At 51.7% G+C, this 24,590-nt stretch carries 30 protein-coding genes and 1 pseudogene; 7 read left to right on the forward strand and 24 right to left on the reverse strand.

Features of this window, described 5'->3' with window-relative positions; genetic code table 11:
• The 3 genes and pseudogenes from FGQ86_RS16240 to FGQ86_RS09270 all read left to right on the forward strand — a co-directional run.
• A pseudogene (locus FGQ86_RS16240) lies at positions 1–283 on the forward strand (hypothetical protein); the annotation flags it as partial.
• Positions 284–315: 32 nt separating this feature from the next.
• The gene (locus FGQ86_RS09265; RefSeq protein ID WP_138303624.1) at positions 316–744 is read left to right on the forward strand and encodes a hypothetical protein; all 429 of its coding nucleotides are present in this window, start codon (positions 316–318) and stop codon (positions 742–744) included.
• Between the two features lie 151 nt (positions 745–895).
• Entirely contained in the window at positions 896–1,144 is a 249-nt protein-coding gene (locus tag FGQ86_RS09270) for a TIGR03905 family TSCPD domain-containing protein (protein WP_033126194.1), read from the forward strand.
• A 344-nt stretch (positions 1,145–1,488) separates the two neighbouring features.
• Here FGQ86_RS09270 and FGQ86_RS09275 read toward each other — a convergent pair whose 3' ends face one another.
• Positions 1,489–1,980 (reverse strand): DUF6147 family protein, encoded by a 492-nt coding sequence (locus FGQ86_RS09275; RefSeq protein WP_138303626.1) that lies wholly within the window; start codon positions 1,978–1,980, stop codon positions 1,489–1,491.
• A 79-nt stretch (positions 1,981–2,059) separates the two neighbouring features.
• A complete protein-coding gene (locus FGQ86_RS09280) occupies positions 2,060–2,971 on the reverse strand; it encodes a DUF4367 domain-containing protein (protein WP_138303628.1) in 912 nt (303 codons plus the stop codon).
• 114 nt (positions 2,972–3,085) lie between these two features.
• On the opposite strand from FGQ86_RS09280, the gene FGQ86_RS09285 reads away from it, so the two are divergent.
• The gene (locus tag FGQ86_RS09285) at positions 3,086–4,153 is read left to right on the forward strand and encodes an undecaprenyldiphospho-muramoylpentapeptide beta-N-acetylglucosaminyltransferase (protein ID WP_138303630.1); all 1,068 of its coding nucleotides are present in this window, start codon (positions 3,086–3,088) and stop codon (positions 4,151–4,153) included.
• A gap of 42 nt (positions 4,154–4,195) precedes the next feature.
• Here the strand turns inward: FGQ86_RS09285 and FGQ86_RS09290 are convergent, their stop codons facing one another.
• Together FGQ86_RS09290 and FGQ86_RS09295 are read right to left on the reverse strand one after the other, a co-directional pair.
• The gene (locus FGQ86_RS09290) at positions 4,196–4,765 is read right to left on the reverse strand and encodes a sigma-70 family RNA polymerase sigma factor (protein WP_138303632.1); all 570 of its coding nucleotides are present in this window, start codon (positions 4,763–4,765) and stop codon (positions 4,196–4,198) included.
• A 21-nt stretch (positions 4,766–4,786) separates the two neighbouring features.
• Positions 4,787–5,206: an HIT family protein gene (locus tag FGQ86_RS09295; RefSeq protein ID WP_033126135.1), complete on the reverse strand. Its 420-nt coding sequence runs from the start codon at positions 5,204–5,206 to the stop codon at positions 4,787–4,789.
• A gap of 90 nt (positions 5,207–5,296) precedes the next feature.
• On the opposite strand from FGQ86_RS09295, the gene FGQ86_RS09300 reads away from it, so the two are divergent.
• Positions 5,297–6,022: a HAMP domain-containing sensor histidine kinase gene (locus tag FGQ86_RS09300; protein ID WP_138303634.1), complete on the forward strand. Its 726-nt coding sequence runs from the start codon at positions 5,297–5,299 to the stop codon at positions 6,020–6,022.
• Here FGQ86_RS09300 and FGQ86_RS09305 read toward each other — a convergent pair.
• The 12 genes from FGQ86_RS09305 to FGQ86_RS09360 form a co-directional block, all read right to left on the reverse strand.
• On the reverse strand, positions 5,975–6,580 hold the full coding sequence (locus FGQ86_RS09305; protein WP_138303636.1) for a rhomboid family intramembrane serine protease: 606 nt from the start codon (positions 6,578–6,580) through the stop codon (positions 5,975–5,977). The two genes, FGQ86_RS09300 and FGQ86_RS09305, sit on opposite strands and share 48 nt — an antisense overlap.
• 111 nt (positions 6,581–6,691) lie before the next feature.
• On the reverse strand, positions 6,692–7,519 hold the full coding sequence (locus tag FGQ86_RS09310; RefSeq protein WP_052084045.1) for a DUF6382 domain-containing protein: 828 nt from the start codon (positions 7,517–7,519) through the stop codon (positions 6,692–6,694).
• 18 nt (positions 7,520–7,537) lie between these two features.
• A complete protein-coding gene (locus tag FGQ86_RS09315; RefSeq protein WP_138303638.1) occupies positions 7,538–7,969 on the reverse strand; it encodes a TadE/TadG family type IV pilus assembly protein in 432 nt (143 codons plus the stop codon).
• Between the two features lie 49 nt (positions 7,970–8,018).
• The gene (locus FGQ86_RS09320; protein WP_138303640.1) at positions 8,019–8,507 is read right to left on the reverse strand and encodes a prepilin peptidase; all 489 of its coding nucleotides are present in this window, start codon (positions 8,505–8,507) and stop codon (positions 8,019–8,021) included.
• 2 nt (positions 8,508–8,509) lie between these two features.
• Positions 8,510–9,208 carry a pilus assembly protein gene (locus tag FGQ86_RS09325; protein ID WP_138303642.1) on the reverse strand — a complete coding sequence of 233 codons (699 nt, stop codon included), beginning with the start codon at positions 9,206–9,208 and terminating at the stop codon, positions 8,510–8,512.
• Between the two features lie 267 nt (positions 9,209–9,475).
• Positions 9,476–10,975, reverse strand: a complete 1,500-nt coding sequence (locus FGQ86_RS09330) for a DUF5702 domain-containing protein (protein WP_243127206.1) — start codon at positions 10,973–10,975, stop codon at positions 9,476–9,478.
• Complete coding sequence (locus FGQ86_RS09335) at positions 10,956–11,132, reverse strand: Flp1 family type IVb pilin (protein ID WP_081958039.1); 177 nt, start codon at positions 11,130–11,132, stop codon at positions 10,956–10,958. Before FGQ86_RS09335 ends, FGQ86_RS09330 begins: the two co-directional genes overlap by 20 nt.
• Positions 11,133–11,188: 56 nt before the next feature.
• The gene (locus tag FGQ86_RS09340) at positions 11,189–12,475 is read right to left on the reverse strand and encodes a hypothetical protein (protein ID WP_243127208.1); all 1,287 of its coding nucleotides are present in this window, start codon (positions 12,473–12,475) and stop codon (positions 11,189–11,191) included.
• The gene (locus tag FGQ86_RS09345; RefSeq protein WP_138303644.1) at positions 12,412–13,233 is read right to left on the reverse strand and encodes a type II secretion system F family protein; all 822 of its coding nucleotides are present in this window, start codon (positions 13,231–13,233) and stop codon (positions 12,412–12,414) included. The genes FGQ86_RS09340 and FGQ86_RS09345 overlap by 64 nt, the downstream gene beginning before the upstream one ends.
• The gene (locus FGQ86_RS09350) at positions 13,115–14,332 is read right to left on the reverse strand and encodes a CpaF family protein (RefSeq protein ID WP_138303646.1); all 1,218 of its coding nucleotides are present in this window, start codon (positions 14,330–14,332) and stop codon (positions 13,115–13,117) included. The genes FGQ86_RS09345 and FGQ86_RS09350 overlap by 119 nt, the downstream gene beginning before the upstream one ends.
• Positions 14,259–15,233, reverse strand: a complete 975-nt coding sequence (locus tag FGQ86_RS09355) for a hypothetical protein (RefSeq protein WP_138303648.1) — start codon at positions 15,231–15,233, stop codon at positions 14,259–14,261. Before FGQ86_RS09355 ends, FGQ86_RS09350 begins: the two co-directional genes overlap by 74 nt.
• Before the next feature lie 249 nt (positions 15,234–15,482).
• Positions 15,483–15,713: a pro-sigmaK processing inhibitor BofA family protein gene (locus FGQ86_RS09360; RefSeq protein ID WP_033126130.1), complete on the reverse strand. Its 231-nt coding sequence runs from the start codon at positions 15,711–15,713 to the stop codon at positions 15,483–15,485.
• 122 nt (positions 15,714–15,835) lie between these two features.
• On the opposite strand from FGQ86_RS09360, the gene FGQ86_RS09365 reads away from it, so the two are divergent.
• On the forward strand, positions 15,836–16,078 hold the full coding sequence (locus FGQ86_RS09365; RefSeq protein ID WP_138303650.1) for a YaaL family protein: 243 nt from the start codon (positions 15,836–15,838) through the stop codon (positions 16,076–16,078).
• Here FGQ86_RS09365 and FGQ86_RS09370 read toward each other — a convergent pair.
• The 6 genes from FGQ86_RS09370 to FGQ86_RS09395 all read right to left on the reverse strand — a co-directional run bounded on the left by FGQ86_RS09370 (position 16,075) and on the right by FGQ86_RS09395 (position 21,288).
• Positions 16,075–16,563 (reverse strand): dCMP deaminase family protein, encoded by a 489-nt coding sequence (locus tag FGQ86_RS09370; RefSeq protein ID WP_138303652.1) that lies wholly within the window; start codon positions 16,561–16,563, stop codon positions 16,075–16,077. The two genes, FGQ86_RS09365 and FGQ86_RS09370, sit on opposite strands and share 4 nt — an antisense overlap.
• Positions 16,564–16,603: 40 nt before the next feature.
• A complete protein-coding gene (gene upp, locus FGQ86_RS09375) occupies positions 16,604–17,233 on the reverse strand; it encodes a uracil phosphoribosyltransferase (RefSeq protein ID WP_138303654.1) in 630 nt (209 codons plus the stop codon).
• A gap of 20 nt (positions 17,234–17,253) precedes the next feature.
• A complete protein-coding gene (locus FGQ86_RS09380) occupies positions 17,254–18,303 on the reverse strand; it encodes an L-threonylcarbamoyladenylate synthase (protein ID WP_138303657.1) in 1,050 nt (349 codons plus the stop codon).
• A 25-nt stretch (positions 18,304–18,328) separates the two neighbouring features.
• Positions 18,329–19,012, reverse strand: coding sequence for an N-acetylmuramoyl-L-alanine amidase (locus FGQ86_RS09385; RefSeq protein ID WP_243127212.1), 684 nt, complete (start codon positions 19,010–19,012; stop codon positions 18,329–18,331).
• Between the two features lie 133 nt (positions 19,013–19,145).
• Positions 19,146–20,945: a glycosyl hydrolase family 18 protein gene (locus FGQ86_RS09390; protein ID WP_138303659.1), complete on the reverse strand. Its 1,800-nt coding sequence runs from the start codon at positions 20,943–20,945 to the stop codon at positions 19,146–19,148.
• 121 nt (positions 20,946–21,066) lie between these two features.
• On the reverse strand, positions 21,067–21,288 hold the full coding sequence (locus FGQ86_RS09395; protein ID WP_138303661.1) for a hypothetical protein: 222 nt from the start codon (positions 21,286–21,288) through the stop codon (positions 21,067–21,069).
• Positions 21,289–21,766: 478 nt separating this feature from the next.
• Here FGQ86_RS09395 and FGQ86_RS09400 point away from each other — a divergent pair, with 478 nt between their 5' ends.
• The gene (locus FGQ86_RS09400) at positions 21,767–22,498 is read left to right on the forward strand and encodes an adaptor protein MecA (RefSeq protein WP_138303663.1); all 732 of its coding nucleotides are present in this window, start codon (positions 21,767–21,769) and stop codon (positions 22,496–22,498) included.
• Between the two features lie 109 nt (positions 22,499–22,607).
• On the opposite strand, the gene FGQ86_RS09405 is transcribed toward FGQ86_RS09400, so the two are convergent.
• Together FGQ86_RS09405 and FGQ86_RS09410 are read right to left on the reverse strand one after the other, a co-directional pair.
• Entirely contained in the window at positions 22,608–22,808 is a 201-nt protein-coding gene (locus FGQ86_RS09405; protein ID WP_033126123.1) for a DUF1858 domain-containing protein, read from the reverse strand.
• Between the two features lie 550 nt (positions 22,809–23,358).
• A complete protein-coding gene (locus FGQ86_RS09410; RefSeq protein WP_033126122.1) occupies positions 23,359–24,300 on the reverse strand; it encodes a C40 family peptidase in 942 nt (313 codons plus the stop codon).
• Between the last annotated feature and the right edge of the window lie 290 nt (positions 24,301–24,590).

A 24,590-nucleotide genomic window follows, 5' to 3' on the forward strand; every position in this document is an offset into this window, starting at 1 on the left:
TGCAGTGAAATTTTTGAAGGACGATGACCTGGAAGCAATAAAGGAGGCGATTGCCATGACAAAACTTGGACAGATGATATGGGATGACGCCATAGAGAAAGGGCGCGAGGAGTGGACGCGGATTGGAAGGCAGCAGGGTGAGGCCATTGGGCGGCAACAGGCATCCGACCGCTACAGCAGACTGATTCTTATTCTAAATAGGGAGAAAAAGGAAGATCAGATCATAAAAGCTGCATCCGACTCTGCGTACAGAGAGGAGCTTTATCAGAAATATGGGATCTGACCTGGTCATATGGATGAGCGCTGATATAGCCGTTGATTGCATCAAGAAAGGAGGACATCATTCCCCTGCTCCCCTCTCCCCTGATGGGAGGCAGTCTCAGACAGAAGGATCGGATCCTGCAGGCTATTCAGCTCTTGCGGGCAGCCGAGAGCTCCTTTGATCCGGAGGAGATCCAGAAAATGGAAGCGATACTCTACGCTTTCGCAGTGAAATTTTTGAAGGACGATGACCTGGAAGCAATAAAGGAGGCGATTGCCATGACAAAACTTGGACAGATGATATGGGATGACGCCATAGAGAAAGGGCGCGAGGAGTGGACGCGGATTGGAAGGCAGCAGGCATCTGACCGCTACAGCAAGCTGATCCTTATTCTAAACAAAGAGAAAAAAGAAGATCAGATCATAAAGGCTGCATCCGACTCTGCGTACAGAGCGGAGCTTTATCAGAAATATGGGATCTGACCTGAACACCTGGATGAACGAATGGCCAGGCTCTGACCCAGCCGTTGATTTCAATCTGTCTTTTTGATATAATTCCTTCGACGAAAGACATCATCTCCTCTGTACAAATTTCTGTGCAGGGAGTACAAAGGATAAGGAGGTTTCTATTATGATACAGTTCAGACCACAGGGCGTCTGTTCACAGCTCATCAATGTAGAGCTGGACGGCGACACCATCAAATCCGTAGAATTTGTAGGCGGATGCGCCGGAAACACCCAGGGAGTTGCCCGGCTTGTGGAGGGCATGAATGTGGACGAGGCCATCTCCCGCATCGAGGGCATCCAGTGCGGCTTCAAACCCACATCCTGTCCAGACCAGCTTGCCAAGGCTCTCCGCATGGCAAAGGCACAGGAGAACTAATGCGAAAGCACTAAATTGGAAAGAGAGGGCCCGCCGCCACTCTTACTTGTGGCAGCGCCCTCTCTTTCGTTTAGTTTTTTCTTTTTTGTGTGCGTTCTCTTATGTCCCGCCAAGTTGCTGTATCTGCTGCCTCACGACGTCTTTAGCCCTTTCGGGCCTGTATGACGGCTTCTCAATGTAAGGAAAAAATAAATTGTTATTTGATTATTGTTTCCAGGTGCGCCACGAAGCAGCAGATACAGCAGCTCGGCGGGATGGTTTGGTGCCCATTTGGGCTTTTCGATCAAACGATCGATTTTAAAATGTTCTCTTGGCTTGGTTTTTTAATTATTTCTTTTTGTTTTTTAGTCTTCTTCGGACACTTCAATATAAAGGCCATTAGTGTAAGAACTACTCATGTCATTCCCTGCCGAATGGATACAGCGAACTCTGTAATACCAATCACCTTCTACTTCCAGCATCTTGCTTGTGCTAACAGCATAAGTGTTTGTATTCTCTTTGTGCCAGGTATCGACATAATGCCAGGTATCGTTTTCATCTTTCGCTCTTTCCACCATAACAGTTACTTGAACAGATTCCACTTCATGCTGTGCAATAGTCGTTCCACCTGCATAGATTTTTCCATTGCCTATATCCCTAAGCTTGGAATACCCTGCCTGCAGATCCACACCTCTGGTCACTGCGCCCGCAATACCTGTAGATTCATCTTCGCATGTCAGGTATGAGCCGTCTAACATAGGCTTGCTTTCATTTGCATTTGTTGGGAATTCTGCCATTATTGTAAGGCCCATCATCAACATAGCTGCGAAGCATACAGATATCAGTCTCTTTTTCAAAAAATGTCCCTCCTTTTCCTTGTTCTGCTTTTCTTTCCGTATAATAAGACACATAACTTCGCAAAAACTGACGGCTTTTTTACAAAAAATGCAAATTATTTAAAATTTCTTCCATTTCTTTTTTTGTCATGATACCCGTAAGTTGATAATGAACATCTTTATAGTCAAAGCTTGAAACATATTTATTTTCTTCTGTTTCTCTAAATTTATATTCTTTTATTGAAACCTTTACTTTTTCCAAGCTATATGGGTATTCGTTTAATAATATATCCTCAACATCAAACCCCCACACTTCATCTGTTTGCGCACAACTAATTACATAAGAAACTATTTCTTCGTTCTTCCGATATAGTAGTAACGCTGTCCCCAGTTGTCCATCAATCTCTGCTGAAACAAACTCTATCTCTGTAGAACTATTCACCAATCTAACTGGATCAATTCCTAGTTGATCCTTTATTTCTTGATAAGCTTTCTCTTCGCTGCTTTCACCTGACTTTAAGGTTTCGTTATCATCAGACTCCACCTGCGTCATCTCCCTGCTCCCCACCACCTGCTGCAGCACCTCCATCACCCTATCCGGTCCGCCGACACCTGTGATCCCCACAGCAGCCACAATGACGAACACTGCCGCAACACCGGCCAGGCGCTTGAAGAAGCGCTTTTTCCCATGCCTGGATCCGGATTTGGAATCGACTGTGTTTTTCCTCTCCAGGGCCTTCTCCTTCTGGATCTGCCGCCCAAGACGCAGCGCCTCCAGATCCTCCGGAGACAGTCTGCGCACAGCCTGCTGCCGCTCATACTCCTCTATTTTTTCGTACAGCTTATCCTTAGCGCTGTCGTCAGGGGACAGCCCGGCAATCTCGGGATTATTTTCCAGTTCCTCTTCAATCTGCTCAGCTTCTCTGCGCATCTGCTTTTCCAGGAGAGCCTTGAACTGCTCTTCCTCTCTCTGCTCCTCGCAGGACTGTTCATTATTAGAATATTCTCTCATCGGCCACCTCTCTGACTATTTCTTTCGTACTGTGATTGCTACTTTTCCTTGACCCCCGACGTACTTACGTTTACAATTGTTAATAGAAATTAAAATCGGAGGAATACAGATATCATGAAACGTATTATTTTAACTGGCGGCGGTACTGCGGGCCACGTCACCCCGAATATCGCACTGCTTCCCCGGCTGCGGGAGTTACAATATGATATTCACTACATCGGCTCCTACAATGGCATTGAGAAGGAGCTGATCGAACAGTTCGGAATTCCTTACCACGGGATCTCCTCCGGAAAACTGCGCCGCTACTTCAGCGTCCAGAACTTTACAGATCCTTTCCGGGTGCTGAAGGGCTTTGGCGAAGCGAAAAAGCTGATCAGGCTTCTCAAACCGGATGTGATCTTCTCCAAGGGAGGATTTGTGTCTGTCCCGGTGGTCGTGGCAGGGAAACAGTGTAAAGTCCCCGTGATTATCCACGAGTCCGACATGACGCCCGGACTTGCCAACAAGCTTTCCATACCTTCCGCAGTGAAGGTGTGCTGCAATTTCCCGGAGACATTGGATCTTCTTCCTGCCGACAAGGCTGTTCTGACCGGATCCCCCATCCGCCAGGAGCTTCTTGAGGGAGATGCTGAAAAAGCAAGGAGTTTCACGGGCTTTACGTCTGATAAGCCGGTCATTCTCGTAATCGGCGGAAGCCTGGGAGCTGTAGCTGTGAACAATGCGGTGCGGAGCAATCTCCCGGAGCTTCTGAAGGATTTTCAGATCATCCACCTGTGCGGCAGAGGCAAGCTTGACCCCACCCTAAACAATCTGAACGGCTATGTCCAATATGAATACATCAAGGATGAACTGAAAGACCTCTTTGCCCTGACAGACATCGTCATTTCCAGGGCGGGAGCCAATGCCATCTGTGAGCTTCTCGCACTGCACAAGCCGAATCTGCTGATCCCCCTCTCCGCAAATGCGAGCCGTGGCGACCAGATCCTGAACGCCCGCTCCTTTGAGCGCCAGGGCTTCAGCATGGTATTGGAGGAAGAAGACATTACAAACGAAAAATTCCTCTCCTGCGTCCATACTCTCTACGAGAACAGACAGCAGTACATTGAGGCCATGTCCAAATCCCATCAGCAGAATTCTATTGATACTATTATTGATTTAATAGAGTCTGCTGTCAATGAATAGACGCGCATCCTTAAAAAACAGGTGTCAGAACGACACCTGTTTTTATGCTTCATGGATGTGGTCAAATTCTTCTCTGTAATTTTTCTTTATCCAGTTTCTTGCTCTATACAGCATACTCTGCAGACTTTCCAGACTCATATCCATACACGCAGCGACCTCCTTCTGAGGTTTCTCCATACAATACACAAGAGTAACCGCGTCATACCATCTTCTGTTCTTGCGGTAAAGCGCATCCAGGATGGTGTCAGCGGCCTCAAGCACTTCTCTCCTCCACAGCTTGTCAAAGAAGATTTCCTCGCCGCCTTCCACAGAACCATATACTCCCTCCTCTTCATCCTCCATGTCGAGGACAGTACTGCGGCTGTTATCTCTGATATAATTCAGCGTAATATTCTTTGCAGTGGTGAGAAGCCAGTATTTTGTGTTCTCCACTCTCGTGTGTTCCATGTAAATGTAGTACCACAGAAAGGTTTCCTGCATGATATCTTCTGCCGCGTACCACTCTTTTATGTACAGAAACGCCGTCTGGAAAATGAGGTTCTTGTACTTTTCGTAAACAGCATCGAATCCCTGTCTGCCTATGAACTCAATTCCCACATCATTTTCCTTCATCTTCAGTTTTTCTTTTCCGGATTACTGCTGGCCTTCTCTCAATTTTGCCAGGATTTCATCTCTGTCCGCATCGCTGAGCTCGCCCATCTTCCAGCCAAGCCCAACCTCGTCATCCTTATAGCGGGGGATCATGTGCAGATGGAAGTGGAAGACTGTCTGCCCCGCGCACTCTCCATTGTTCTGCACCAGATTGTAGCCGTCACAGCCCAGCACGTCCTTCATGCGGGATACGATCTTCTTGGCTGTTGGAAGCACCTTTGCCGCTGTCTCATCCGGCAGGGCATAGAGATCCGCATAGTGCTCCTTCGGGAGAAGCAGCGCATGTCCCTTTGACGCCGGGCCAAGGTCCAGGATAGCCCGGAAATCATCGTCCTCATAGATTGTCGCTGACGGAATTTCTCCGTTTGCTATTTTGCAGAAAATACAGTTGTCATCTCTCATCTTCTTTTCCCTCTTTCTTTCCTAAAATTGTGATTGAATATTTTAACCGCCGATGCTAAACTTTTACTTCAGAAAGGCGGTAATAAACCTATGTTTACAAGTACAGATTACGACAAATTACAGCAGCTTATGGCAAAATCCCCGGAGAACCGCGCCCTCATCGAGAAGCTTCTGGCTTCCCATGAGGAGTCGCTGTCCACCATCAGCCATGAGATCCGGAATCCTCTGACTCTTGTATACAGCACCCTCCAGCTTCTGGAATCCCGGCATCCCGGGATTGCATCAGACCGGTACTGGGTATCCATGCGGGAGGATGTAGAATATATGCAGCAGCTCCTGACAGATCTGTCTTCTCTGAACCACAGCCGCTCACTCTTTCTGACAGAATTTTCCTTCCGCTCTTTTATGGAACAGATTGTTCTCTCCTTTGCCGCCTCCTGCGCCGAGAGCCCCGTTGAGTTCACTTCCCGGCTGGCGCCGGATCTTCCCTCTTTCAGGGGGGATCGGGTCAAATTAAGAGAGGTCTTCTTAAACCTTCTTCGAAACGCGCGGGAGTCTATTGACGGAAAAGGCTCTATCCGTCTGGATGCAGCCTGTTCTTCATCTGAAATTGTCGTCGCCATCCGGGATACCGGCTGCGGCATCGGTCAGGAACAGTTGGATCATATCTTTGAGCCCTTTGTCACCTTCAAAAAAGGAGGCACCGGGCTGGGCCTCGCCGTTGCGGACCGGACAGTCCGGGCCCACGGAGGAAAGATCTCTGTGACATCAGCGGTAAATGCCGGAACGGAATTCTGTGTCTCTCTTCCTGTATAGGAGGACAGCCAGCACAAATCCCACCGCCAGTCCGCCGATGTGAGCAAAATTATCTACCCCCGAGCTGGTAAACCCATAGTACAAAGTCAGGGCGATCATGACAAGGATGCCCTGGCCGGAAACATTGCCGATCTGACCGTGGTTGCGCACCGCAATATAAAGAAGGGCTCCTATGATTCCGAATATAGCGCCGGACGCCCCTGCGCTCACAGCAAAGTCCCCGGTTCTCATCTCTACCAGAGCAGACAGCATATTGCCGCCAATGCCCGCCGCGAAATAGATGATCAGAAATTTAATCTTCCCGACCACCAGCTCCAGCTGCCAGCCCATCACACCCAGCATAAGCATATTGTTGACCAGATGGGAAAATCCAAAATGCAGAAAAATAGATGTGATCAGCCGATAGTACTCTCCCTGCTGCAAAAGGGGAAGATACATGGCTCCGTTCTGAAGCATATAGTATGCATCTTCTGTCATCCCTCCAAAGCTGAGAAAAATAAACACTGCCACATTCACCACGATCAGAGCGACCGTACAGGGCGCTTTCTTTCGGTACATGCAAGACTCCCTTTCACTTTCCGCATTGTTATGTCTGTGTCACATTTGTTCCATTATACCATATATTCCCATTTTCCGGATATCTTTCTTAAAAAATCAACATATTGAAGCCTACAGCTCCTCCTCATCTATATAAATGCCATCCCAGTCTCTCCAGGCTGGCTTTTTGTGGCGTCGGAGGAAATCCCGGACCGGCCGCCACATATTTTCCGTCTCCCGCATAATGCTGCTCCCCGCTTCCTGCTTTGCGATCCAGTCGTGCTCTGATGTGTCGTAGGCGGAACCGGTAGCAGCCGTCAGCGCCTCGCCGCCCCTGTCTTCGGGCCATCCTGTCTGACCCGGCCTCTCCTCCCCGGCTCTCCTCTTTTTCACTTCTTCCTCCTGCATGGCCTCTATCTGCCTGGCAATCTTATGCAGACTGTAGTTTTCCTTCATTGTCTCCTTGTGGAGAAGGAAGGAAGTGCGCACGCTGGCGTCATCCCTGAAATCTGTCCACTGTACAAACTGCTCTGTCAGGCGATGAAAAGCTTCCCACACATTCCAGCCCCCGCCAGGATAGTAGCAAAAGTAGTATGCCCCGTCCTCCCAGAAGATATACTCCGGATCCAGGAGCAGGTGATCCGCATCCAGAAGATGGGCATTGATCTCTCTAATCACATTCAGCAGCTCCGTTATAAACTTTATCATTTCTTTCATATCTATTTTTATTTCTTTGTATCTTGTCTTCAGCGAGGTCTTCCCACTGATATCATACTCGTACATACTGGTGCCCTCTTCGCCATGGCCGCGCAGACACAAGAGCCCTTCCATATCGTTTTCCTCCAGCATACGCATCTGGTAATCTTCTGTATACTCTCCTTCGCACTCCACCACGAGAAAGGTAGTATCCAGTCCTCTTCGTATGCCGACCTGCTTTATTCCATATTCTTTTACATCCATTTTTTCTCTTCCTCTTTTTCATCCTGTAATTCTCCGTATTCTTCTTATATGATCTTCCGGTTCTGTCACAGCCGCCCGCTGGACAACCCGCAAACTGAAGTATCTTCTGGAAGCCGAGGCAGTGACTGTGATCTCATCCTCTCCCACCTGGATATCCGCGCTGGCCCCCGGAAAGAAGATACATTTCCCCTGTATCCGTTCCTGAAAGGCCTGGTTCAGGAGGGACGCCTCCACTCCCCCCTTCTCTCTGGCCTTTGTACTGCCTACAACTGCCGTCTCATAGGCACAGGAAGAAATTATATTCTTGTCATGAAAATAAAATAATAATAATATGCTGCTCACAAGGATCAATCCCACAAGGGGCATCAGGCAGGCAGCCTCCACGGTCAAACTTCCTTGGCAGCCTCCCGGGTCTCTCTCCTTCCTTTTCTCTCCATACTTCTTTCCCATATTTTTTCACTCCTCAGACTCCTTTCCCCGCCGGTCAGTCTCTTACCTTTTACGCCCGGAAATATTCTCCTGCCAGCAGGATCACAAAGCCTGCCGTTAGAAACGGTGTCATGGGCAGGACTGCCTTGCGGGACCATTTCTTTTTGACCAGGCACACTGCCGCAGCAGCCGCCAGCAGCACCCAGGCGGCAGCGAGCACCTCCATAAGCCCCCAGAGGCCAAGGTAGATCCCCAGCGCCATGACCAGCCAGCCGTCCCCGTATCCCACAGCCTCTCCCGTGAGCCGGGCGACTCCCAGTAAAAGCAGCCCGGCTCCGGCTCCCGCTGCTGCCCAGATCAGATCCATCTCATCCGCCCTACCCAGTTTTCCTTCCGCCATTGTCAGCGTGTACAGCGTTCGAAAGGCTGCCAGCAGGTTGGCCAGTACAAGGACTGCTTTGGAGATCCTGTGAAAATAGATATCATAGACCGAGATGCCCAGCAGAAAGGCAAGGCAGATCAGATTTTCCACCGACAATACTTCCTGTAACTTTTCCATTTCTATCCACACTTGGAACAAGCCCCCTTCCCCACCGCCTCAGACAGAGGGACCGCATAGATGGTCCTCTTCAGCCCACTGCAGTTCAAGCTACTGTGATATCGGTCTCCGTAATCAGTGATATACACTCCGCCTGCGGTTCCTCTCCGGGCACAGGTCTCACATGGATAGTACTTTCCCTGGCTTTCGTTTCGCAGATGCTCTACACTCTCTGCAGGCACCATCCGTATGGAAAGCTCCAGATAGCTGCAGTGATAATCCCGGTGATACACCATGCCCGTCTCCGTAATGTAGACGGTTTCCTCATTCTCTGCCAGAAAGCCCGCCCGCTCATAGCCGGTCCATCCCTTGACCCGGCAGCTCTCCTCCATGGGCACCACCGCGCTCCCGAAAACGGGGAGCGGCAGATACACACGGTAGCTGGCCTTCATCTCCATGATCCCGGTGCTCATGGACATATAGGATTTTTCACAGTGCACGCCGCTGCTTCCGTTCTCCACAATGCTCCTATCCAGCCGCTCCGCCCCCACTGCGTTCACAAGATCCCTCTCTATGCTGCCCGGCAGAAGCAATGGTTTTCCATAGGAACTCTCGGCTGCAATCTTCCCCGCGTACTGAAGGCCGCTTCGGATACTTGTCCGTATCGCCATGACCTCAGACATATAGCAGAGAACGAGCACTGCGAAAAAGAATAGGGGCATGGCAAGCGCCGCCTCTACCGTGATGCTGCCCTTTGTATGTTTTCCGGGAGTGCACAGGGGCGCCCTCCTGGTGGCAGGGAAATCCTTCCAAGGAGGATTACCTGAATAAAAATATGAGAGTATGTTTTTGACGTTATATGGGAGTATCATGCCAAAGCTCCTTTCTGACCAAATATTAAAAGAATACAGGAGGGCGCCCCTGTGCACTCCCTTCCTGTGGCCGGCAGCCTTGCCGTCTCACCAGCCGGCCAGTCACGCGGCCCGCCGTCATCGGTAACCAAAATAGGTGGAAAAGCTGTACGTGATCCCTCTGCGCAGACTACAGCTGCTGTCCAACTCCATCTTTGTGATGCAGTGGTCGATGCGAAACCATTCCAGCCCCTTCCCCAGCCGCATGTGCTGCTCGATAAGATCCAGACTCCGCATAGCCACCTCGTCTGTGTCCGTGAGGAAGAGAAGGATCTGCAGGTACTCTTCATAGCTCATGCCGCCCTGGGTGTCCTTTCCCTCATTCCACTCGTCCTCACTTCCCAGAGTCAGAAGCCCGGAGAGCTGGAGCTGCCAGCTCTCACTGTCCTTCACAAGGGGAACGCGACTGCCCTTGAGCAGGGCCCGCAGGTCTACGATGCTCTCACCGAAGGACCAGGCGAAAAGGAGAGCCTGGGTGACCGCCTCTATGATGGCAGGCACTGCCAGCAGAGTACAGAGAGTGGCCGCCATGGCCGCTGCCTCGGCCCTTTTGGCGCTGTCGGTCTGGATGTAGGCAAAATTGGACACAAGCCGGATCAGGAGCAGCCTCTGGACTGTCTTTTCCAGATTTTCCGCATCTGACGCCTGGCCGCTGACCACATACTCCAGCTGGTAGTCCAGCCCGCTCCCCGGGGCTTTGGCCTCTCCTGACAGTGCCGTCTGTCCGGCGCCCGCTGTTCCTGTCCCCTCCGGAACCGCCGAGGAAAAATGATCCATCAGGTACACGCCCAGGGCCAGTCTGGAGGCCTCCCCCTGCTCCGCCATATCCTCGAAGGAACCGTACCCCTGCTGCAGCGCCCTCCCGGAGGGCTGCTCTGCCAGGGAAATCTGCTTCTGGGACACCTGCCTGTCCTTTGGCATTACAAGGGCAAGAAGAGGAGACTGCTTTAACTGCTCCACCGTTTCCAGCGGGTTGTCCTCTGAGGGAAGGCTCTGCTCTTGCTCCTCCAGAAGGGAAGAGAGCTCCCGACTGCCCTCCTGTTCCTGCTCCTGGTAGTCCCTGATCCCCTCATCCTGGGATTTCCAGGTCTGAGCGCTTCCCAAAAGTCCCTCCAGCTTGTCCAGCCCGTACCTGTACTTCACCCAGTCGCTGACCTGGGACAGGAAGGGACCGCCCCCATCGTCGGTGAGAAGCTGGAGCCTGGCCATGGTGTGATCCATATTGGACGCCCCGTAGTAGGCCAGCCGGTCAAACACCTTTTCCTCACTGTAGCTTCCGCTCTCATAGCTTCCCTCAAGAGCAAACAGCTCATACTCCTCCAGCAAATCCTTCTGATATTCCGCAAAGACCGATTCAATAGCCCGGTTCATGTCCGCCCGCCTGTAATTCTTGGCCGACTGGATGGAGGCGCTCTCCATAAGGGAGCCTGCAAAGGCGATGAGAAGGATGAATATGAGGGCCAAAAAGGCTGTCATCTCTCCCGGCAGAGCCTTGGCCGGCCGCACCATCCCCGGGAAATCCCCGCCGGGCCTGCCAGAGAGAGCCCTGCGGATCGCCCTATATACCTGCGCTTTCACTTGTAATCTTCTCAAAGATAGTCTGTACCAGGCTTGTGAGCTGGGACTTGAATATGATCACGAGTCCGATAAGCACCACCAAAATCAGAATGACCTCCACCACGCCAATCCCCTTTTTATCCTTCATCAAATGCATCAGATAATAGATTCTCCACATATGTTTTCCTCCTTTTTCTCGGATTTATCTTTCGCCAAATCAAAGCCGCCGGAAAGCTAAAGCGAGATGGACAAAAAAGCCGGGACGATGACAATGACCAGCACCACGGCCAGCATAAGGAACATGGGGAGCAATAACTTAGTCCCCGCCTCCTCGCCCCGGCGCCTGGCAAGAGCCTTCCGCTCCTCAAAGGCGTGGATGCCTTCCAGCCGCAGAGCATCCGCCAGCCCCTTTGTCCCTCTCCGCAGATTCTGAGACAGGAGGGCTCCCAGCTTCATGTAGGCCTGCAGGCCGCACCTGCCGCCAAAGCTCTCATAGCAGTCCTTCTCCGGGACACCTCCGCACATCTCGTTCCAGGCGGCGGCCATCTCCTCGTAGGCGGCCCGCTCCCCTCTTGCCGGCTTTCTCCTCTGGTAGTCGTCCACAATCTTCTTCCAAGCGCTCTTGCTGCTCATGCCCGCTCCCAGAAGAAGGTTCAGCTGGCTGACGATCTGGGGGTAGTCCATCATCATCTGCTGCTTTCTCTTCTCCTCGTCCTTTTTCTCATTCTGCTTTTCCAGGCAGAACAGAAGAACCACGGTCATAAGTCCCATCGCCAGGATCACTGCCCCTCTTGTGTCCATGGGGTAGTGGTAGCTGATCTTCTGTCCATCCACCTCTTTCGGTAATTTTATCGTTTCTTTCGTCTTGTTTTCATTGTCATACTCTGCAATCCAGGCTCTGATCTTCTCGATCAGCTTCTCCTCCTTTGTCCTGGCGGCAGGGCAGAGCCTGACCGTTATCTCGTGAACCGCCTGCCTGGTCTGGTCCTGGGTGTAGGTCATAAAGGCCTTCAGGTTCACAAGCACGCCTTCTCTCTCCTCCACCAGCGCTTCCCGCAGGGCCTCCTCCTGGATCTCACCGCTTACATTCAGAACCTCGTACCTGTCCAGCTCCCACTCCACGGCGATGGGAAGGTCCGGCAGCTCTGTTACCAGGGACAGATCCGCCGTCACCTTGTCCAGACTCTCATTTTCTCCCAGCACCAGCACCTCCAGCTCTTCGGCTGCCCTGTCAAATATCTCCTGCAGCTCCTCCGCTGTGTACTGCCGCTCTCCCACGGTGACATCCAGCCTCTCTTTGGCCTCTTCTCCGTCCGCTGTAACCCGGAAGCTTTCACTCTTCTCTCCCTTCCCGTAGCTGTTTCTCTCTATCTGGCTCTGGTCTGCTGCCGCTCTGCCTGCATCTGACACCAGCAGGGCCATAGCGCCCAGGACAGAAAGGACTGTGACAAGAAGGATCAGATTTCTATATTTACAATTTTTCGCCCGAGATACCAGGCTGCCAAATACACTGCCAGACATGCGCTCATCACTCCTGCTCCTATGAGATTTCCGTACAGCGCGCCCATAAATTCCGGAAAGCTCAGCTTCATGTAAGCCACGATGCCAAAGGGAATCACGGACATCACCCTGAACTCATATTTTCTGGCTGCAAGAATGGTGTCAATCTCTCTTTGCATCTCCATCTTGTCCCGAATCTGGGCAATGGAATCCCGGATGACCTTCAGGGAGTCACCTCCGCTCTTTTTTGCCGTGACAAAGACATTGACGAAGCTCTGGAGATCCTCCTGGTCTATCCTCCGGGCCCACTCGTACAGGATCTGATCCATGGGGATCTGCAGATAAATCTGCCGGATCATGTAGTCAAACTCCCGGCTTATGGCCGTCTGTTCACTATATAATATATTAATATCTTTTTTTGTTTCTTTTATGGCATTTTCCAGGGAATACCCCACGTTCAGAGCTGCCGCAAGAGAGCGGATCGCCTCCTGAAACTGGAGGGCAAATTCTCTTTTCTTCTTTTCCAGGCACTCTGCCTTCCAGTATCTGAGATACAGAAAGACTCCCGGTGCGCACAGGAGAAAGGCCCATATCGATTCATAGTAGAGCCAGGCAACCGCTGCAAGAAATCCTGCATATTTTAAGACCGCAAGAATATACTCATGGGGTCTGATATCCTGCTGAAAGTAATTTTTCTGTGTGCAGGAGCGGCCGGACCTTCTGCCATCTTCCCTCGATGACGCCGTCTGTCCTCCTGCATTTTGTCTCCTGAAATTCATAGAGACAGCCTGTCTGAATTTCCCCGTCCTCATAGTCCAGCACCTCCACGATCTCCAGCACCTTTCTGCTCTTATCCCGAAGCCGCCCCACGTGGATGATGATGTCAATGGCAGAGGCGATCTGCCTCTGTATGGCCGCCAGGGGAATGTCCATCCCCATGAGCACCATGGTCTCCAGTCTCCGCAGCATGTCTCTGGGGCTGTCGGAGTGGCCAGTGCTGAGGCTACCCTTATGTCCGGTGGACATAGCCTGTATCATGTCAATAGTCTCTGCTCCTCTGACCTCCCCCACGATGATGCGGTCCGGCCGCATCCTGAGGGCAGTCCGGATAAGCTGCCGGATGGTGATCTCCCCGGCTCCCTCCATGTTTGGATTTTTGGCCTCCATCCTCACCAGATTGGGCACTCCCTGGATCTGAAGCTCCGCGTTGTCTTCGATGGTAATGACTCTCTCCTCCGACGGTATGAACTGGGACAGGGCGTTGAGAAGCGTGGTCTTGCCGGAACCGGTGCCTCCGCTGATGAAGATATTGTACCCGGCTACGACCAGCATCTTCAGAAAGCCCGCCGTCTCCTCGCTGAGGGCTCCCAGGCGGACCAGGTCCTGCATGGTGATCTGCTCTGAGGGAAATTTCCGGATCGTCACCACCGGCCCGTTGAGGGCCACAGGATAGAGGACCACATTGACTCTGGATCCATCTGAAAGGCGCGCATCGGCGATGGGCACCGACTCGTTGACCATGCGGTTGGCCCCCGCCACGATCTGCTGGATCACGTCCTCCAGCCTGCTCCGGGAGGGGAAGCGCTTGTCTGTCATGTATATCTTCCCTTTTTTCTCCACGAAAATATTCTGTGTGCCGTTGATCATGATCTCCGTAATCTCCTGGTCCTCGATCAGATCCTGCAGAAGGTCCAGCCGGCGAAAGGCATTGTAAAGCTCCCGCCCCAGCTCCGCCTTCTTCTGGAGAGGAATATACTCTCCTGCGCTCTCCTCGTCCAGCACCCGGAAGATCAGCTCTGTCAGCTCATCGTCTCCGATCTCTCTTGACAGATCCAGTCTGGCCAGTACCTTTTCCTGGAGCTGTTCTTCTGATATCACATCGTACCACCCTTTCTGCCACATGCCCGCAGCCGGCCTGTTCAAGGGCTTCCTCGAACTGCCGTATCTTGGAGGAGGCCGCAGGGTCATCTGCCGCAGACATATAGATCTCATCACAGGCTTCCAGTATTCTGTACAGCCCCTGCACGCTGTCGCCGATATCCAGCACAAGGGTGTCATAGATGCTTGTCCGCAGGATCTCCTCAAATAGCCAGATCCATTCTCCCGGGGACACGTCTCTGATGTCATCCGGTATGACCGCCGGCGGCACATAGTCCAGGCCCTCCAGGCTCTTTACCAGCCCTGCCAGGACACCCGCCAGCTTCCTCGACTCCTGCTTTGCGTAGTAGAGAAGCTCAGACATGTTCTTCTGCCTCTCCTCCGGGAAATACGAGCCTGTCCCCGCATAAACCTCCATGTTTAAGTACAGCACGTTCTCTGTGCGGGACAGCTCTCTCCCCTTCCGGAGAGCCATTCTTGTCTGCCCGAGCCGGCGCACAGGCGAATAAAATCCTATGATTCTTCCATTTCCTTTCTTGCGTATCCGGAGAAGCTCCGCCTTCTCCCCTCTTGCCAGAAGCTGCATCAGACACATACAGATCTGTTCCCCTGACTGATATTTGAAAATGGTGTCCATGTCCTTGCCCTCGCCTCTCTCTGACGTGAGAAGAACGGTCTTGGCCGCCTTTTCCCCTTCGCCCTGAAGATCGTACAGCTCCCTGAGATCCTCAGAAATCAGCAGGATGTCGATCGGCATCTGCCCTGCTGCCTCCTGGATCTGATCGGGACTTTTACATATTTTTACTTGAAAGGCAAGTTCCCTTTTCCCGTTCAGAAACCCGGCAAGCCTGGCAGCGTACTCTGTCTCCTGATCGCAGATGACCAAATTTCTGCTGCTCACATACATCCTCCCCACACGCTTTGCGCATGCGTAAAACTATTTGCTTGTTCTGTTTACAGTTCCATATTCAGTTGTGCTTGTCTGTTTTTGAATTCTCTGCCGAAAAGGCCTTGAATTACAGAAACATTTGTCAGATTTTCAACAAGATTTAATCAGATACAAGTTATGAAAACTTGTACGATGTATTATAGCCCTACACCGCACAAATGTCCATAGCTTTTTCAGAAATATTTTTTCTTTGTGAAATTCTCACAAAGATTGGTAGATCACAATCCCGTAAAGGAGCGCAACCCCAGGTATTCCAAGGACTCCGGATGTCAAAAAGGACACCGGACTCAGGCCCACCGCCATGTCTATTCCCCGCAAGTCAAGGAAATAATTTACAAAGAAAATGACAGCCATCCCCACCATCGCGCGTATCACAAAGTTCAGCACCCATCCTGTCTTTTCTCCCGGCCCATACTCTCTCCCGTCTTCCATACGCCCTGCCCGACGCTCCCTGCCTGCTCATTTTTACATATATATGACAGGCTTCAGGTATTTTATTCACAAAATCTGGCTATACTGGAAATAAAGAGAAATGACTGTGGAGGTGACTGCAGATGAAGCTGTTTCAGCGGGGACGGGCAGCCGAGGAAGACATCTACAAAAGGCTGTCCTTTGACCGGGACAATTTTGACATTGCCGAGGAGATCGCGCAGGCCAGGCAGGAGATCGAAGACGCCTACAACAACTTTCAGAACGCCTGCGATCCCGACCTGATCGACTGCTATATTTACCGGGGAAACGCAGCATGGAAGCGCTACTGTTTCCTTCTCCGCCAGGCAAAGGCCATCCAGTCCTAAAGCTCGATCTCGATTTTCCTGCCGGTCCTTCGGTAGGGGTGGTATTTGACTCCGGCCGCGTCGAACATCCGCATGGATGCAGCCACGGACGGAGTCCCTTTGTATTTGTTGCAGTCATAGATGACTTCCTTGATGCCGCTCTGGATGATCGCCTTGGCGCACTCGTTGCAGGGGAAGAGGGACACATACAGCTTGGCCCCCTCCAGGCTGCCGCCCCTGTAGTTCAGGATGGCATTGAGCTCGCTGTGGACGGTATATACATACTTGGTCTCCAGGGGATCCTCCCCCTCCCTGTTCCAGGGAAACTCCTCGTCGGAGCAGCCTATGGGGAGCCCGTTGTAGCCCATGGACAGGATCTTGTTGTCCTGGCTCACGATGCAGCACCCCACCTGGGTGTTGGGATCCTTGGACCGCTGTCCGGACAGGATCGCAACTCCCATGAAATACTCATCCCAGGTTATATAGTCTTCTCTTTTATTTGCCATAAAAATGCCTCCCGTTCCATTTCCCTGACACTCTGTTCTCCTATTTTGTTCCGAAAATGCGGTCTCCCGCGTCTCCAAGGCCGGGCACGATGTAGCCGTGATCGTTCAGATGATCGTCCAGGGCCCCGATGTAGAGATCCACATCCGGGTGTTCCTTCTGCATCCGCTCCACGCCCTCCGGCGCCGCGATGGTGCACAGGAAGCGGATCTTCTTTACCCCCTTTGCCTTCAGGAGCTCAATAGCCGCCGCACAGGAGCCTCCTGTGGCCAGCATGGGATCCACCACAAAGACCTCCCTCTCGTCGCAGTCTGCAGGCAGCTTGCAGTAGTACTCCACCGGCTCCAGCGTCTCCGGATCCCGGTACAGGCCGATATGCCCCACCTTGGCCGCCGGTATCAGTGCCAGCATACCCTCCACCATGCCGATGCCCGCCCTGAGGATGGGGACAATGGCCAGCTTTTTTCCCTCCAGCTGCTTGGCTGTGGTCTCACAGATGGGGGTGGTGATCTTCACATCCTCCAGCTTCAGGTCCCTCGTGGCCTCATAGCACATGAGCATAGCGATCTCCTCCACAAGGGCTCTGAAATCCCTGGATCCTGTCTCCTCTCTCCGGAGCAGCCCGATCTTATGCTGGATCAGCGGGTGATCCATTACGTACACATTTGACATTCTTTTTTCCTCCTGCATTTTTAAACATTTATCACATGATGCCCTGCGGCCTTCAGAAGCCTGTTCATGACAGCGCTCCCGATTCCGTCAGACGCAAATGCTTCGCTGTAGATAAACTCTGTCCCATCATCGTCAAAATCACGCAGGATGGCGTACAGATTGGCCGCCACTGTACTCTCATCCTCCCTGGTGCCGATGCACTTCACATTCCTGCTGGTGTACCTGTCCATGGTCTCCCGGGTGGCTATAATGCCGGTGCGGTGTCCTTCCCTCTCCCGGGCGGCTGCAAGCTCGCTGATCTTGTCCACCACCTTCTCGAGAGATCCCTCCACGACAGTCATCTCTGCCCTGGGCGCATAGTGGCGGTACTTCATTCCCGGGGCCTTGGGCGGGGTCTTGCTGTCCGCCGTGAGGATGGTGTGGTCCACAGACACCTCCCCCACCGTCTCCTCCAGCATCTCCTTCGTGACAGCCCCCGGCCGCAGGATCATGGGCGGCTCCACCGTCATGTCCACGATAGTGGACTCCACGCCGATGTGGACAGGGCCACCATCCAGGATCATATTGATCTTTCCATCCAGGTCGTCCAGAACATGCTGCGCCGTGGTGGGGCTTGGCCTTCCGGAGGTGTTGGCGCTTGGGCCTGACACGTAGCCTCCCGCCGCCTTGATGAGAGCCAGCGTTACCGTGTCGTCAGGCATGCGCACAGCCACTGTGTCCAGTCCCCCCGTTGTCCCGTGGGGGACAATTTCACTTTTCTCAAAGATCATGGTCAGCGGGCCGGGCCAGAATTTCTCCGCCAGTGCCACCGCCTTCTCCGGCACTCCTTTTGTGATGGGATACAGGTCCTTAAGGTCGGCGATGTGGACGATAAGTGGATTGTCGGAGGGCCTTCCCTTGGCGGCGTAGGTCTTTCTGGCCGCCTCCTCGTCCAGGGCATTAGCCCCCAGTCCGTACACTGTTTCCGTAGGAAATGCAACCAGTCCGCCCTGCCTCAGGATCTGCCCGGCTGCATCTATGATATCCATATTCATTTGTGCTTTGTCTATTTTTTCTACTCTTGTCTTCATGCCCTTTATTATAGCATCAATCCGCCTATTTTACCACCCAGCTTTCAATGCCTTTGGCAATGGCCCCAGCCAGCTTCTCCTGGTACGACTCGTCTGTCAAAAGAGCCGTCTCCTCGGGGCTGGAGAGAAAGCCACACTCCACGATCACAGTGGGTACCTCCGTCTTTTTCAGCAGGTAGTAGGTGTCGTTTGCCTTGATGTCCCTCGTATTTTCCTGATCAAATTCCAGCAGCTCCTTCTGCAGCGCCTCCGCCGCCTGCTTTCCTTTGTCCGAGTGGGTGAAATAGAAGATCTGGGCTCCTTTTACGGAAGGGTCGGGATAGCTGTTCTGGTGGATGCTGACAGCGATGGCCGGCTGGCGCTCATTGATGATACTGATCCTGTTGTTCAAATCCTCCAGCTTCTTGTTGTCCGCATCCTCATCTGCCAGCATAGCGTCCTCCTCCCTTGTCATCACAACCTCCATCCCGTCCTTCTCCAGCTTCTCCTTCACCTTCAGGGAGATGGCCAGGTTGATGTCCTTTTCCAACTCCTCATTTGCCCCGATCTTGCCGGGATCCCTCCCGCCGTGCCCTGGATCCAGAACGACCAGATTTCTCCTGACATTCTCCTGCTGCACGCTGACATATGTGCGGACCTTTCCCCCGGCGAAGAGAAGACCGGCCAGCACAGCCAGCGCAAACAGCAGCTCCATGATCCTTTTCAGCAAAAAAGCACCCCCCTGTCAGCATATACCAAAACGATCATTTTCTTATCCGTCTATAGTATATGCCGCCCGGAGGGCGCTTATTAATGCCGTCGCCAGACTGCTCCTGCCTTGCCTGACATGATTTTACTTTACGTTAATTTACATACTGCAGTATCAGCTCCCAGATGTCCGATGTCTCCTGTCCCAGACGCCATGCGGCTGTGCCGGCCAGCCCGTAGTCCTTCATGAGCTTCAGCCGGGGCTCCAGTGACTGGGCGTCCTCGAGCCACACTTCGTAGGTGACTCCGTTCGCCTCCCAGGTAGCGTAATTCTGCTGTGTCGTCTCATCCCAGGTGATCTCGGCTCCCGCCTGCTCCACCACAGCCCTGGCGTCCGCCATCCCGTAGGCGGTGCTGGTCACATTCGTGGTGTACTCAGCCGCGTCCGTGCCCTGGTCAGCAGCGATCTCCTCCTCCGTCTTGGGAGTCTCCTCCCACACTCGTGTAAAGAAGGGCACCGCATTGATCACCTTCTCAGCCGGAACCTCCTTCAGCGTGTTCTCAATGCCTGCCTTCACAAAATCGTAGGAGGCCACTGAGCCCGCCTCAGGTGAGCCGCCGTAGTGCTCGTCGTAGCCCATGATGACCACGTAGTCCGCCACTGCGCCCTGCTCCTCCCGGTGGTACTGCTGGTTGTAGCTCTGAGGAACGTAATTGTCCACGGAGAGCACGATGTTGTTCTTCCTGCACTGCACGGACAGCTCCCGGATAAACTGGATATAGTGCTCACCGCACTCCTCTGAGATCATCTCAAAGTCCACATTGATGCCGTCGATCCCGGTCTGGAACACGGCCGCCATCAGCTGGTTGATCAGGTTTGTCCTGCTTGAAGTGCTGGAGAGCAGCGCATAGGACTCCTCCTGGGAGCTGATGCCTCCGTCGAAATCCCGAATAGCCGCCCACACCTCGATATTGGACTGATGGGCATAGTTCACATACTCCGAGCTGGCGATAGACTCCAGGTTGCCGGACGTGTCCGCCACGTGGAACCAGGTTGGAGAGATAGTAGTGAGCCCCTTTGTGTTGGCGATCATCTCCAGGACGCTGCTATTGGCGTCAGAGTTGGTCACGTTGTGCCATGCCATGTTGATCACGTAATCCTCGGAAATATTTGTATATACAGGCTCCTCGAAGCCTCTGTCGTAGGTTGTCTTTTTCTCGTTCCGGAGCCTGTTCTTCTTCACATATCCGATGAAGCCGTCCTGGGTGCGCACCTTCTTCCAGTCGCCCTCGTCCTCGATGACAGCCACAGTGTCTCCCTTGGAGACCTCCGTCAGGATGGGACTCTTCACCCCGCCCTGATAACGCACCTGGGTGTCTCTTTTCACCTCCGCCACTTTCTCTTCCTTCTCTGTCACCACCACCGCTCTGTCCGGGTCGGTGAAAACTTCGTAGGACATGTCTGTGTACTGAGCCACAAAATCAAGCGCAATGTACGCTGTACTTCCCTCTGTCCTTAAAATGACGTAGTCTGTGCTCGTTTTCTGATTTGCGAGAGTGTACTCGCTGGCTCCCACGCCCACGCTGACCGTGTCAGTAGGCAGCGTGTAGAGCAGCACATTCTCACCTGGATCCCAGTAAAATCTGGAGTTGATATAGTCCCGCACGGTTGCGTACTCCACATAGGCTCTTCCATCGGAGATCATCCCCCTGGGTTCAAGGATCTCATTATTCACGACAATAGCCAGCTGACCGTCACTTTCTATTCCATAATATTCATTCCTGTCAGCCTGCTCATCTGAGGGGCCATACCGCCTCCACAAAAAGAACGCTGCAACAGCCGCTATGATCACTATAATAAAAAATCCTGTCTTCAGGATAAGATTTCTCTTCCTTCTGCGCCTTGACTGTTTCCGTCCGCGCGCAGTCCTCCTCCTTCTGCGTCTCTGATCCATGCTGCACCTCCCACACACATATACATTATTATACCAATGTTTCCCGCACACGTCATTATATATTTCGACATTTTCAAGACTTTTGCGAGGGGTGTCCGCACTGTTCGGTCTTTTTTATTGTCTACTGTTCCTTTTCAATGTGATTGAAGTACAGCGCTTTCAGATCTCCTTTCTCGTTGAGCACATAATCCCGCATATAGCCGGAATCCTCCTGCAGCATATGCGCCTGTACAATCTGTGTCGGGCTTGCCGGTTTCCCCTCAAGTTCTATGTATACTCCCTTTTTCTCGTAGCCGCTCAGCTCCCTGAACAGCTCCTGAAATTCCTTCGTGTCCTCCGGCATAACAGCCTCCTTTTTCTGCCCGGACGAAACTTTTCCCGCCCGCCGCATAAAATGGAATATAACTAAAACATCTGAAGGCATATCTCCTTTTGGAAGTGCGTGATATATCAGGATAGGCCTTCACACAGAAACCGTATTCTCTTGGGCCGCCATGCTGCCCTCTGAATCTGCTCCTGCCGAAAATCCGACCTTGGGCAAAAAATGATAAATCTGATTAAAATCTTTAAACTGAATAAATACTTGTCTTATCTGACTTTTTTTGGAAATAAATGGTTGATAGGTTACCTGATCTTGTTCTGAAAATCCCTGATAAATAAATCTGACCTGCAGATCCATTCTAAGAATAAATGAAATGGGAATACTAATTTCTGTGACTGTATTATACACCAGCCATTATGTTGACGCAAGCTTTTTTTATTTTTATTTTATTGAACTTAACTTATCCCTTATGCTATACTGTGAAAAAGGAAGTGATATTATGAAGATTGAGAAGATCAATGACAACCAGATCCGATGCACTCTTACCCGCGCCGATCTGGCAGCCAGGCAGCTCCAGCTTAGCGAGCTGGCCTACGGAACTGAAAAAGCAAAATCACTTTTCCATGATATGATGCAACAAGCGGCATTTGAGTTTGGCTTTGAAGCGGACGATATCCCTCTTATGATAGAAGCGATCCCCGCGTCAGCCGACTCCATTGTGCTGATAATCACGAAAGTCGAGGATCCGGAGGAACTGGATACCAGATTTTCTAAATTTGCTCCCTCACCCGGAGGTGACTGGGAGTCCGCAAAAGAAAGCGCTCTTGAGAAGCTGGAGGGGGCAGAAGAACTTCTGAACCTGATCGGCAAAGTGAAGGAAAGCGTCTCCGCTCTGTCGGAGAAGCCCTCCAAGGAAACTGCCGAGGAGGAAAAGAAGCCGTCGCTCCGGTTCTTCTCCTTTGAGACCATGGACCAGGTGATCCAGGCAGCCCATCTGCTGAAATCCATCTATTTCGGTTCCAACACATTATACAAAGACCAGAAAGCAGACCTCTATATCCTTGTGCTGACACAGTCTGATCTGAAGACAAGGGATTTCAACAGGATCTGCAACATGCTCTCCGAGTATGGTTCCCTGGAGAAGGCGTCCAGCGCCTCCCTGGCCTTCCTCGAGGAGCACTGCGAGATGCTGGTGTCAGGCGACGCCGTGCAGCAGCTGGCGGAGATTTAAGACAACGATAAAACAGAAAGCCAAAATAAGAACGGGAAGCTCCGGACTATCGGACGCTTCCCGTTCTTTGCATTTAAAATATATTTCTCAGAAATACTTTTTTCAATCCCTATGCATTCGCCTTCAGAAATGCATTGATCTTCTCTACCAGTAAATCTGCGTCAATGCCATGTACCATTGCTGCCTCTTCCAGTGACTCTCCCTGTGATGCAGGGCAGCCCAGGCAGTGCATTCCGATTTCCATGAGGATCGGTGCAATGTCCATGTTGATGTTCAGCACTTCGCCGATAGTCATTTCTTTCGTTACCATCTTCTGTTACGCCTCCTTTATCTTTCGGTATTCCTTATTATATCCGCTTTGACCCATTGTGTAAACATTTAAAATTAATTTCTCGTAAATTTCTGGTTATTTATTTGTCAAGTTTTCATCCCCGTTTTTTCGACAAAAACAAATTTTTATCATTTCTCCACAAAACATCCGTTCTTTTGTTTACCATAAATAATCCACCAAAATGGGGGATTTCGATGTGGATAATGTGGATAAGTTTTCAAAAACTCCGGTTTTTCCACCTTTTTCATGTTTTTTTCTGTGGATAACTTGGATAAGTGTTTTTTCCAAATTTTTACAGCATTTTACAAATTTGTGTAAATTGCACATTATTTCGATTTTCGCAAGACGACATAATAAATTTATCCCTATGTTTATCGCCGGGCCGGGCTCATCTCGCGGCATTGCCGCTCGATGACCGTTGACCGTCGGATGCCCGCTCGTGCGAGCACGGCGGTCGCCCTCCGGGCGTATCCGCACAAAAAACCGGGCGGAACCTGTTCTGTTCCGCCCGGCCCCATGCCGTTCTTTTTCAGATGACCCGCCGCACAGTCTTGATCTGCATGCACGTGGCGGGTATGACGCCGATCCCCTTGGAGGGATTGATAGCGTTTACGATCTGTCCGTCTCCCATATAGATCCCCACATGGCCCTCGTACAGGATCAGGTCCCCGGGCATGGCCTGGTCATAGCTGACAGCCGTGCCTGCGTACTCCTGATCCCAGGTGGTCCTGGGAAGACTAATGCCAAAGTGGGCATACACGGACTGTACAAATCCGGAACAGTCCGCTCCGTCTGTCAGGCTTGTCCCTCCCCAGACGTAGGGGTTTCCGATAAACTGACAGGCGTAATCCACAATAGCCTGTCCTGTCCCCGCCTGGGAAGCCTGGACCTGGGCCGCAGCCTCGGCGGCCTGCCTTTCTGCCTCCGCCTGAGCGGCCGCTGCCTCGGCTGCCTCCCTGGCGATCCTCTCCTCTTCCTCCTGCCTGGAGACCGCGTAGTGAAAGGCGCTCTCTTCGCTCTGGCCCTCGGAAGACTGTATCAGCTCCTGGGCTTTCTGCTGTGCGTTATTTCCTATTATAATATACTGCGTGTACACATAGCCTGTGACGGATCCGCTCTCGATCTGCGTCCACTCGCCTACAGGGCCTGTGATCTTCGCCGCATAATCCGTGTACAGCTTTCCAACCCATTCGCTCTCTGTTGTTGGTTCGCTCCGCACAAACAGAAATGTGTCTGTGTCCACGTTCGCGAACGCCATATTTGAATACTCACCCTTTTCACTCGGCACAAGATAACTCTCCACGTCTATATCGCTGTCCGCTGCGCGGCAGTCATCCAGCACCGCCTCAATTCCCACTCCGGGCAGGGACATCTCCACATGATCGTCAGACGCCTCCGCCGTCTCCCCGGAAATTGAGATTACTCCAGTTAAAGTAACGATGAACAATCCTCTTTTAAAAGAAGAATTCATAAACAGCCTCCTAACTTCTTGTTTATGTTTTCTTATCTTTTGTAAATATTACAGAATTGTTACAAATGTTACGGTAAAATTATAACAACGTAAAACAGCTTTGTCAACACAATACCCCCGGATTTTAAGCGTCATATTATTATGTTTTTCTTAATTTGCCATTATTTTCCTGTCGATAAATGTTACAAATTGTTACATTCAAATTTCCCGGTTGACTTTTTGCTCAGAGCTGCTATAATCAAATTACAGTAATCATTATTATTATTGGTTATTGTTTTCATCTTAAAAAG

It is taken from the genome of Clostridium sp. BSD2780061688st1 H5 (genome assembly GCF_005845155.1).
Taxonomy (GTDB): Bacteria; Bacillota; Clostridia; order Lachnospirales; family Lachnospiraceae; genus Claveliimonas; species Claveliimonas intestinigallinarum.

What these genes read in the sequence shown, in the direction of transcription:
- FGQ86_RS09335 (WP_081958039.1), bottom strand. Translation starts at nt 11,132, where the DNA reads ATGTGGAGAATCTATTATCTGATGCATTTGATGAAGGATAAAAAGGGG.
- FGQ86_RS09280 (WP_138303628.1), bottom strand. Translation starts at nt 2,971, where the DNA reads ATGAGAGAATATTCTAATAATGAACAGTCCTGCGAGGAGCAGAGAGAG.
- FGQ86_RS09300 (WP_138303634.1), top strand. Translation starts at nt 5,297, where the DNA reads ATGTTTACAAGTACAGATTACGACAAATTACAGCAGCTTATGGCAAAA.
- FGQ86_RS09365 (WP_138303650.1), top strand. Translation starts at nt 15,836, where the DNA reads ATGAAGCTGTTTCAGCGGGGACGGGCAGCCGAGGAAGACATCTACAAA.
- FGQ86_RS09320 (WP_138303640.1), bottom strand. Translation starts at nt 8,507, where the DNA reads ATGGAAAAGTTACAGGAAGTATTGTCGGTGGAAAATCTGATCTGCCTT.
- FGQ86_RS09340 (WP_243127208.1), bottom strand. Translation starts at nt 12,475, where the DNA reads ATGTCTGGCAGTGTATTTGGCAGCCTGGTATCTCGGGCGAAAAATTGT.
- FGQ86_RS09290 (WP_138303632.1), bottom strand. Translation starts at nt 4,765, where the DNA reads ATGAAGGAAAATGATGTGGGAATTGAGTTCATAGGCAGACAGGGATTC.
- FGQ86_RS09310 (WP_052084045.1), bottom strand. Translation starts at nt 7,519, where the DNA reads ATGGATGTAAAAGAATATGGAATAAAGCAGGTCGGCATACGAAGAGGA.
- upp (WP_138303654.1), bottom strand. Translation starts at nt 17,233, where the DNA reads ATGTCAAATGTGTACGTAATGGATCACCCGCTGATCCAGCATAAGATC.
- FGQ86_RS09305 (WP_138303636.1), bottom strand. Translation starts at nt 6,580, where the DNA reads ATGTACCGAAAGAAAGCGCCCTGTACGGTCGCTCTGATCGTGGTGAAT.
- FGQ86_RS09390 (WP_138303659.1), bottom strand. Translation starts at nt 20,945, where the DNA reads ATGGATCAGAGACGCAGAAGGAGGAGGACTGCGCGCGGACGGAAACAG.
- FGQ86_RS09400 (WP_138303663.1), top strand. Translation starts at nt 21,767, where the DNA reads ATGAAGATTGAGAAGATCAATGACAACCAGATCCGATGCACTCTTACC.
- FGQ86_RS09410 (WP_033126122.1), bottom strand. Translation starts at nt 24,300, where the DNA reads ATGAATTCTTCTTTTAAAAGAGGATTGTTCATCGTTACTTTAACTGGA.
- FGQ86_RS09345 (WP_138303644.1), bottom strand. Translation starts at nt 13,233, where the DNA reads ATGAATTTCAGGAGACAAAATGCAGGAGGACAGACGGCGTCATCGAGG.
- FGQ86_RS09315 (WP_138303638.1), bottom strand. Translation starts at nt 7,969, where the DNA reads ATGGGAAAGAAGTATGGAGAGAAAAGGAAGGAGAGAGACCCGGGAGGC.
- FGQ86_RS09285 (WP_138303630.1), top strand. Translation starts at nt 3,086, where the DNA reads ATGAAACGTATTATTTTAACTGGCGGCGGTACTGCGGGCCACGTCACC.
- FGQ86_RS09325 (WP_138303642.1), bottom strand. Translation starts at nt 9,208, where the DNA reads ATGCCCCTATTCTTTTTCGCAGTGCTCGTTCTCTGCTATATGTCTGAG.
- FGQ86_RS09395 (WP_138303661.1), bottom strand. Translation starts at nt 21,288, where the DNA reads ATGCCGGAGGACACGAAGGAATTTCAGGAGCTGTTCAGGGAGCTGAGC.
- FGQ86_RS09360 (WP_033126130.1), bottom strand. Translation starts at nt 15,713, where the DNA reads ATGGAAGACGGGAGAGAGTATGGGCCGGGAGAAAAGACAGGATGGGTG.
- FGQ86_RS09295 (WP_033126135.1), bottom strand. Translation starts at nt 5,206, where the DNA reads ATGAGAGATGACAACTGTATTTTCTGCAAAATAGCAAACGGAGAAATT.
- FGQ86_RS09370 (WP_138303652.1), bottom strand. Translation starts at nt 16,563, where the DNA reads ATGGCAAATAAAAGAGAAGACTATATAACCTGGGATGAGTATTTCATG.
- FGQ86_RS09380 (WP_138303657.1), bottom strand. Translation starts at nt 18,303, where the DNA reads ATGAAGACAAGAGTAGAAAAAATAGACAAAGCACAAATGAATATGGAT.
- FGQ86_RS09405 (WP_033126123.1), bottom strand. Translation starts at nt 22,808, where the DNA reads ATGGTAACGAAAGAAATGACTATCGGCGAAGTGCTGAACATCAACATG.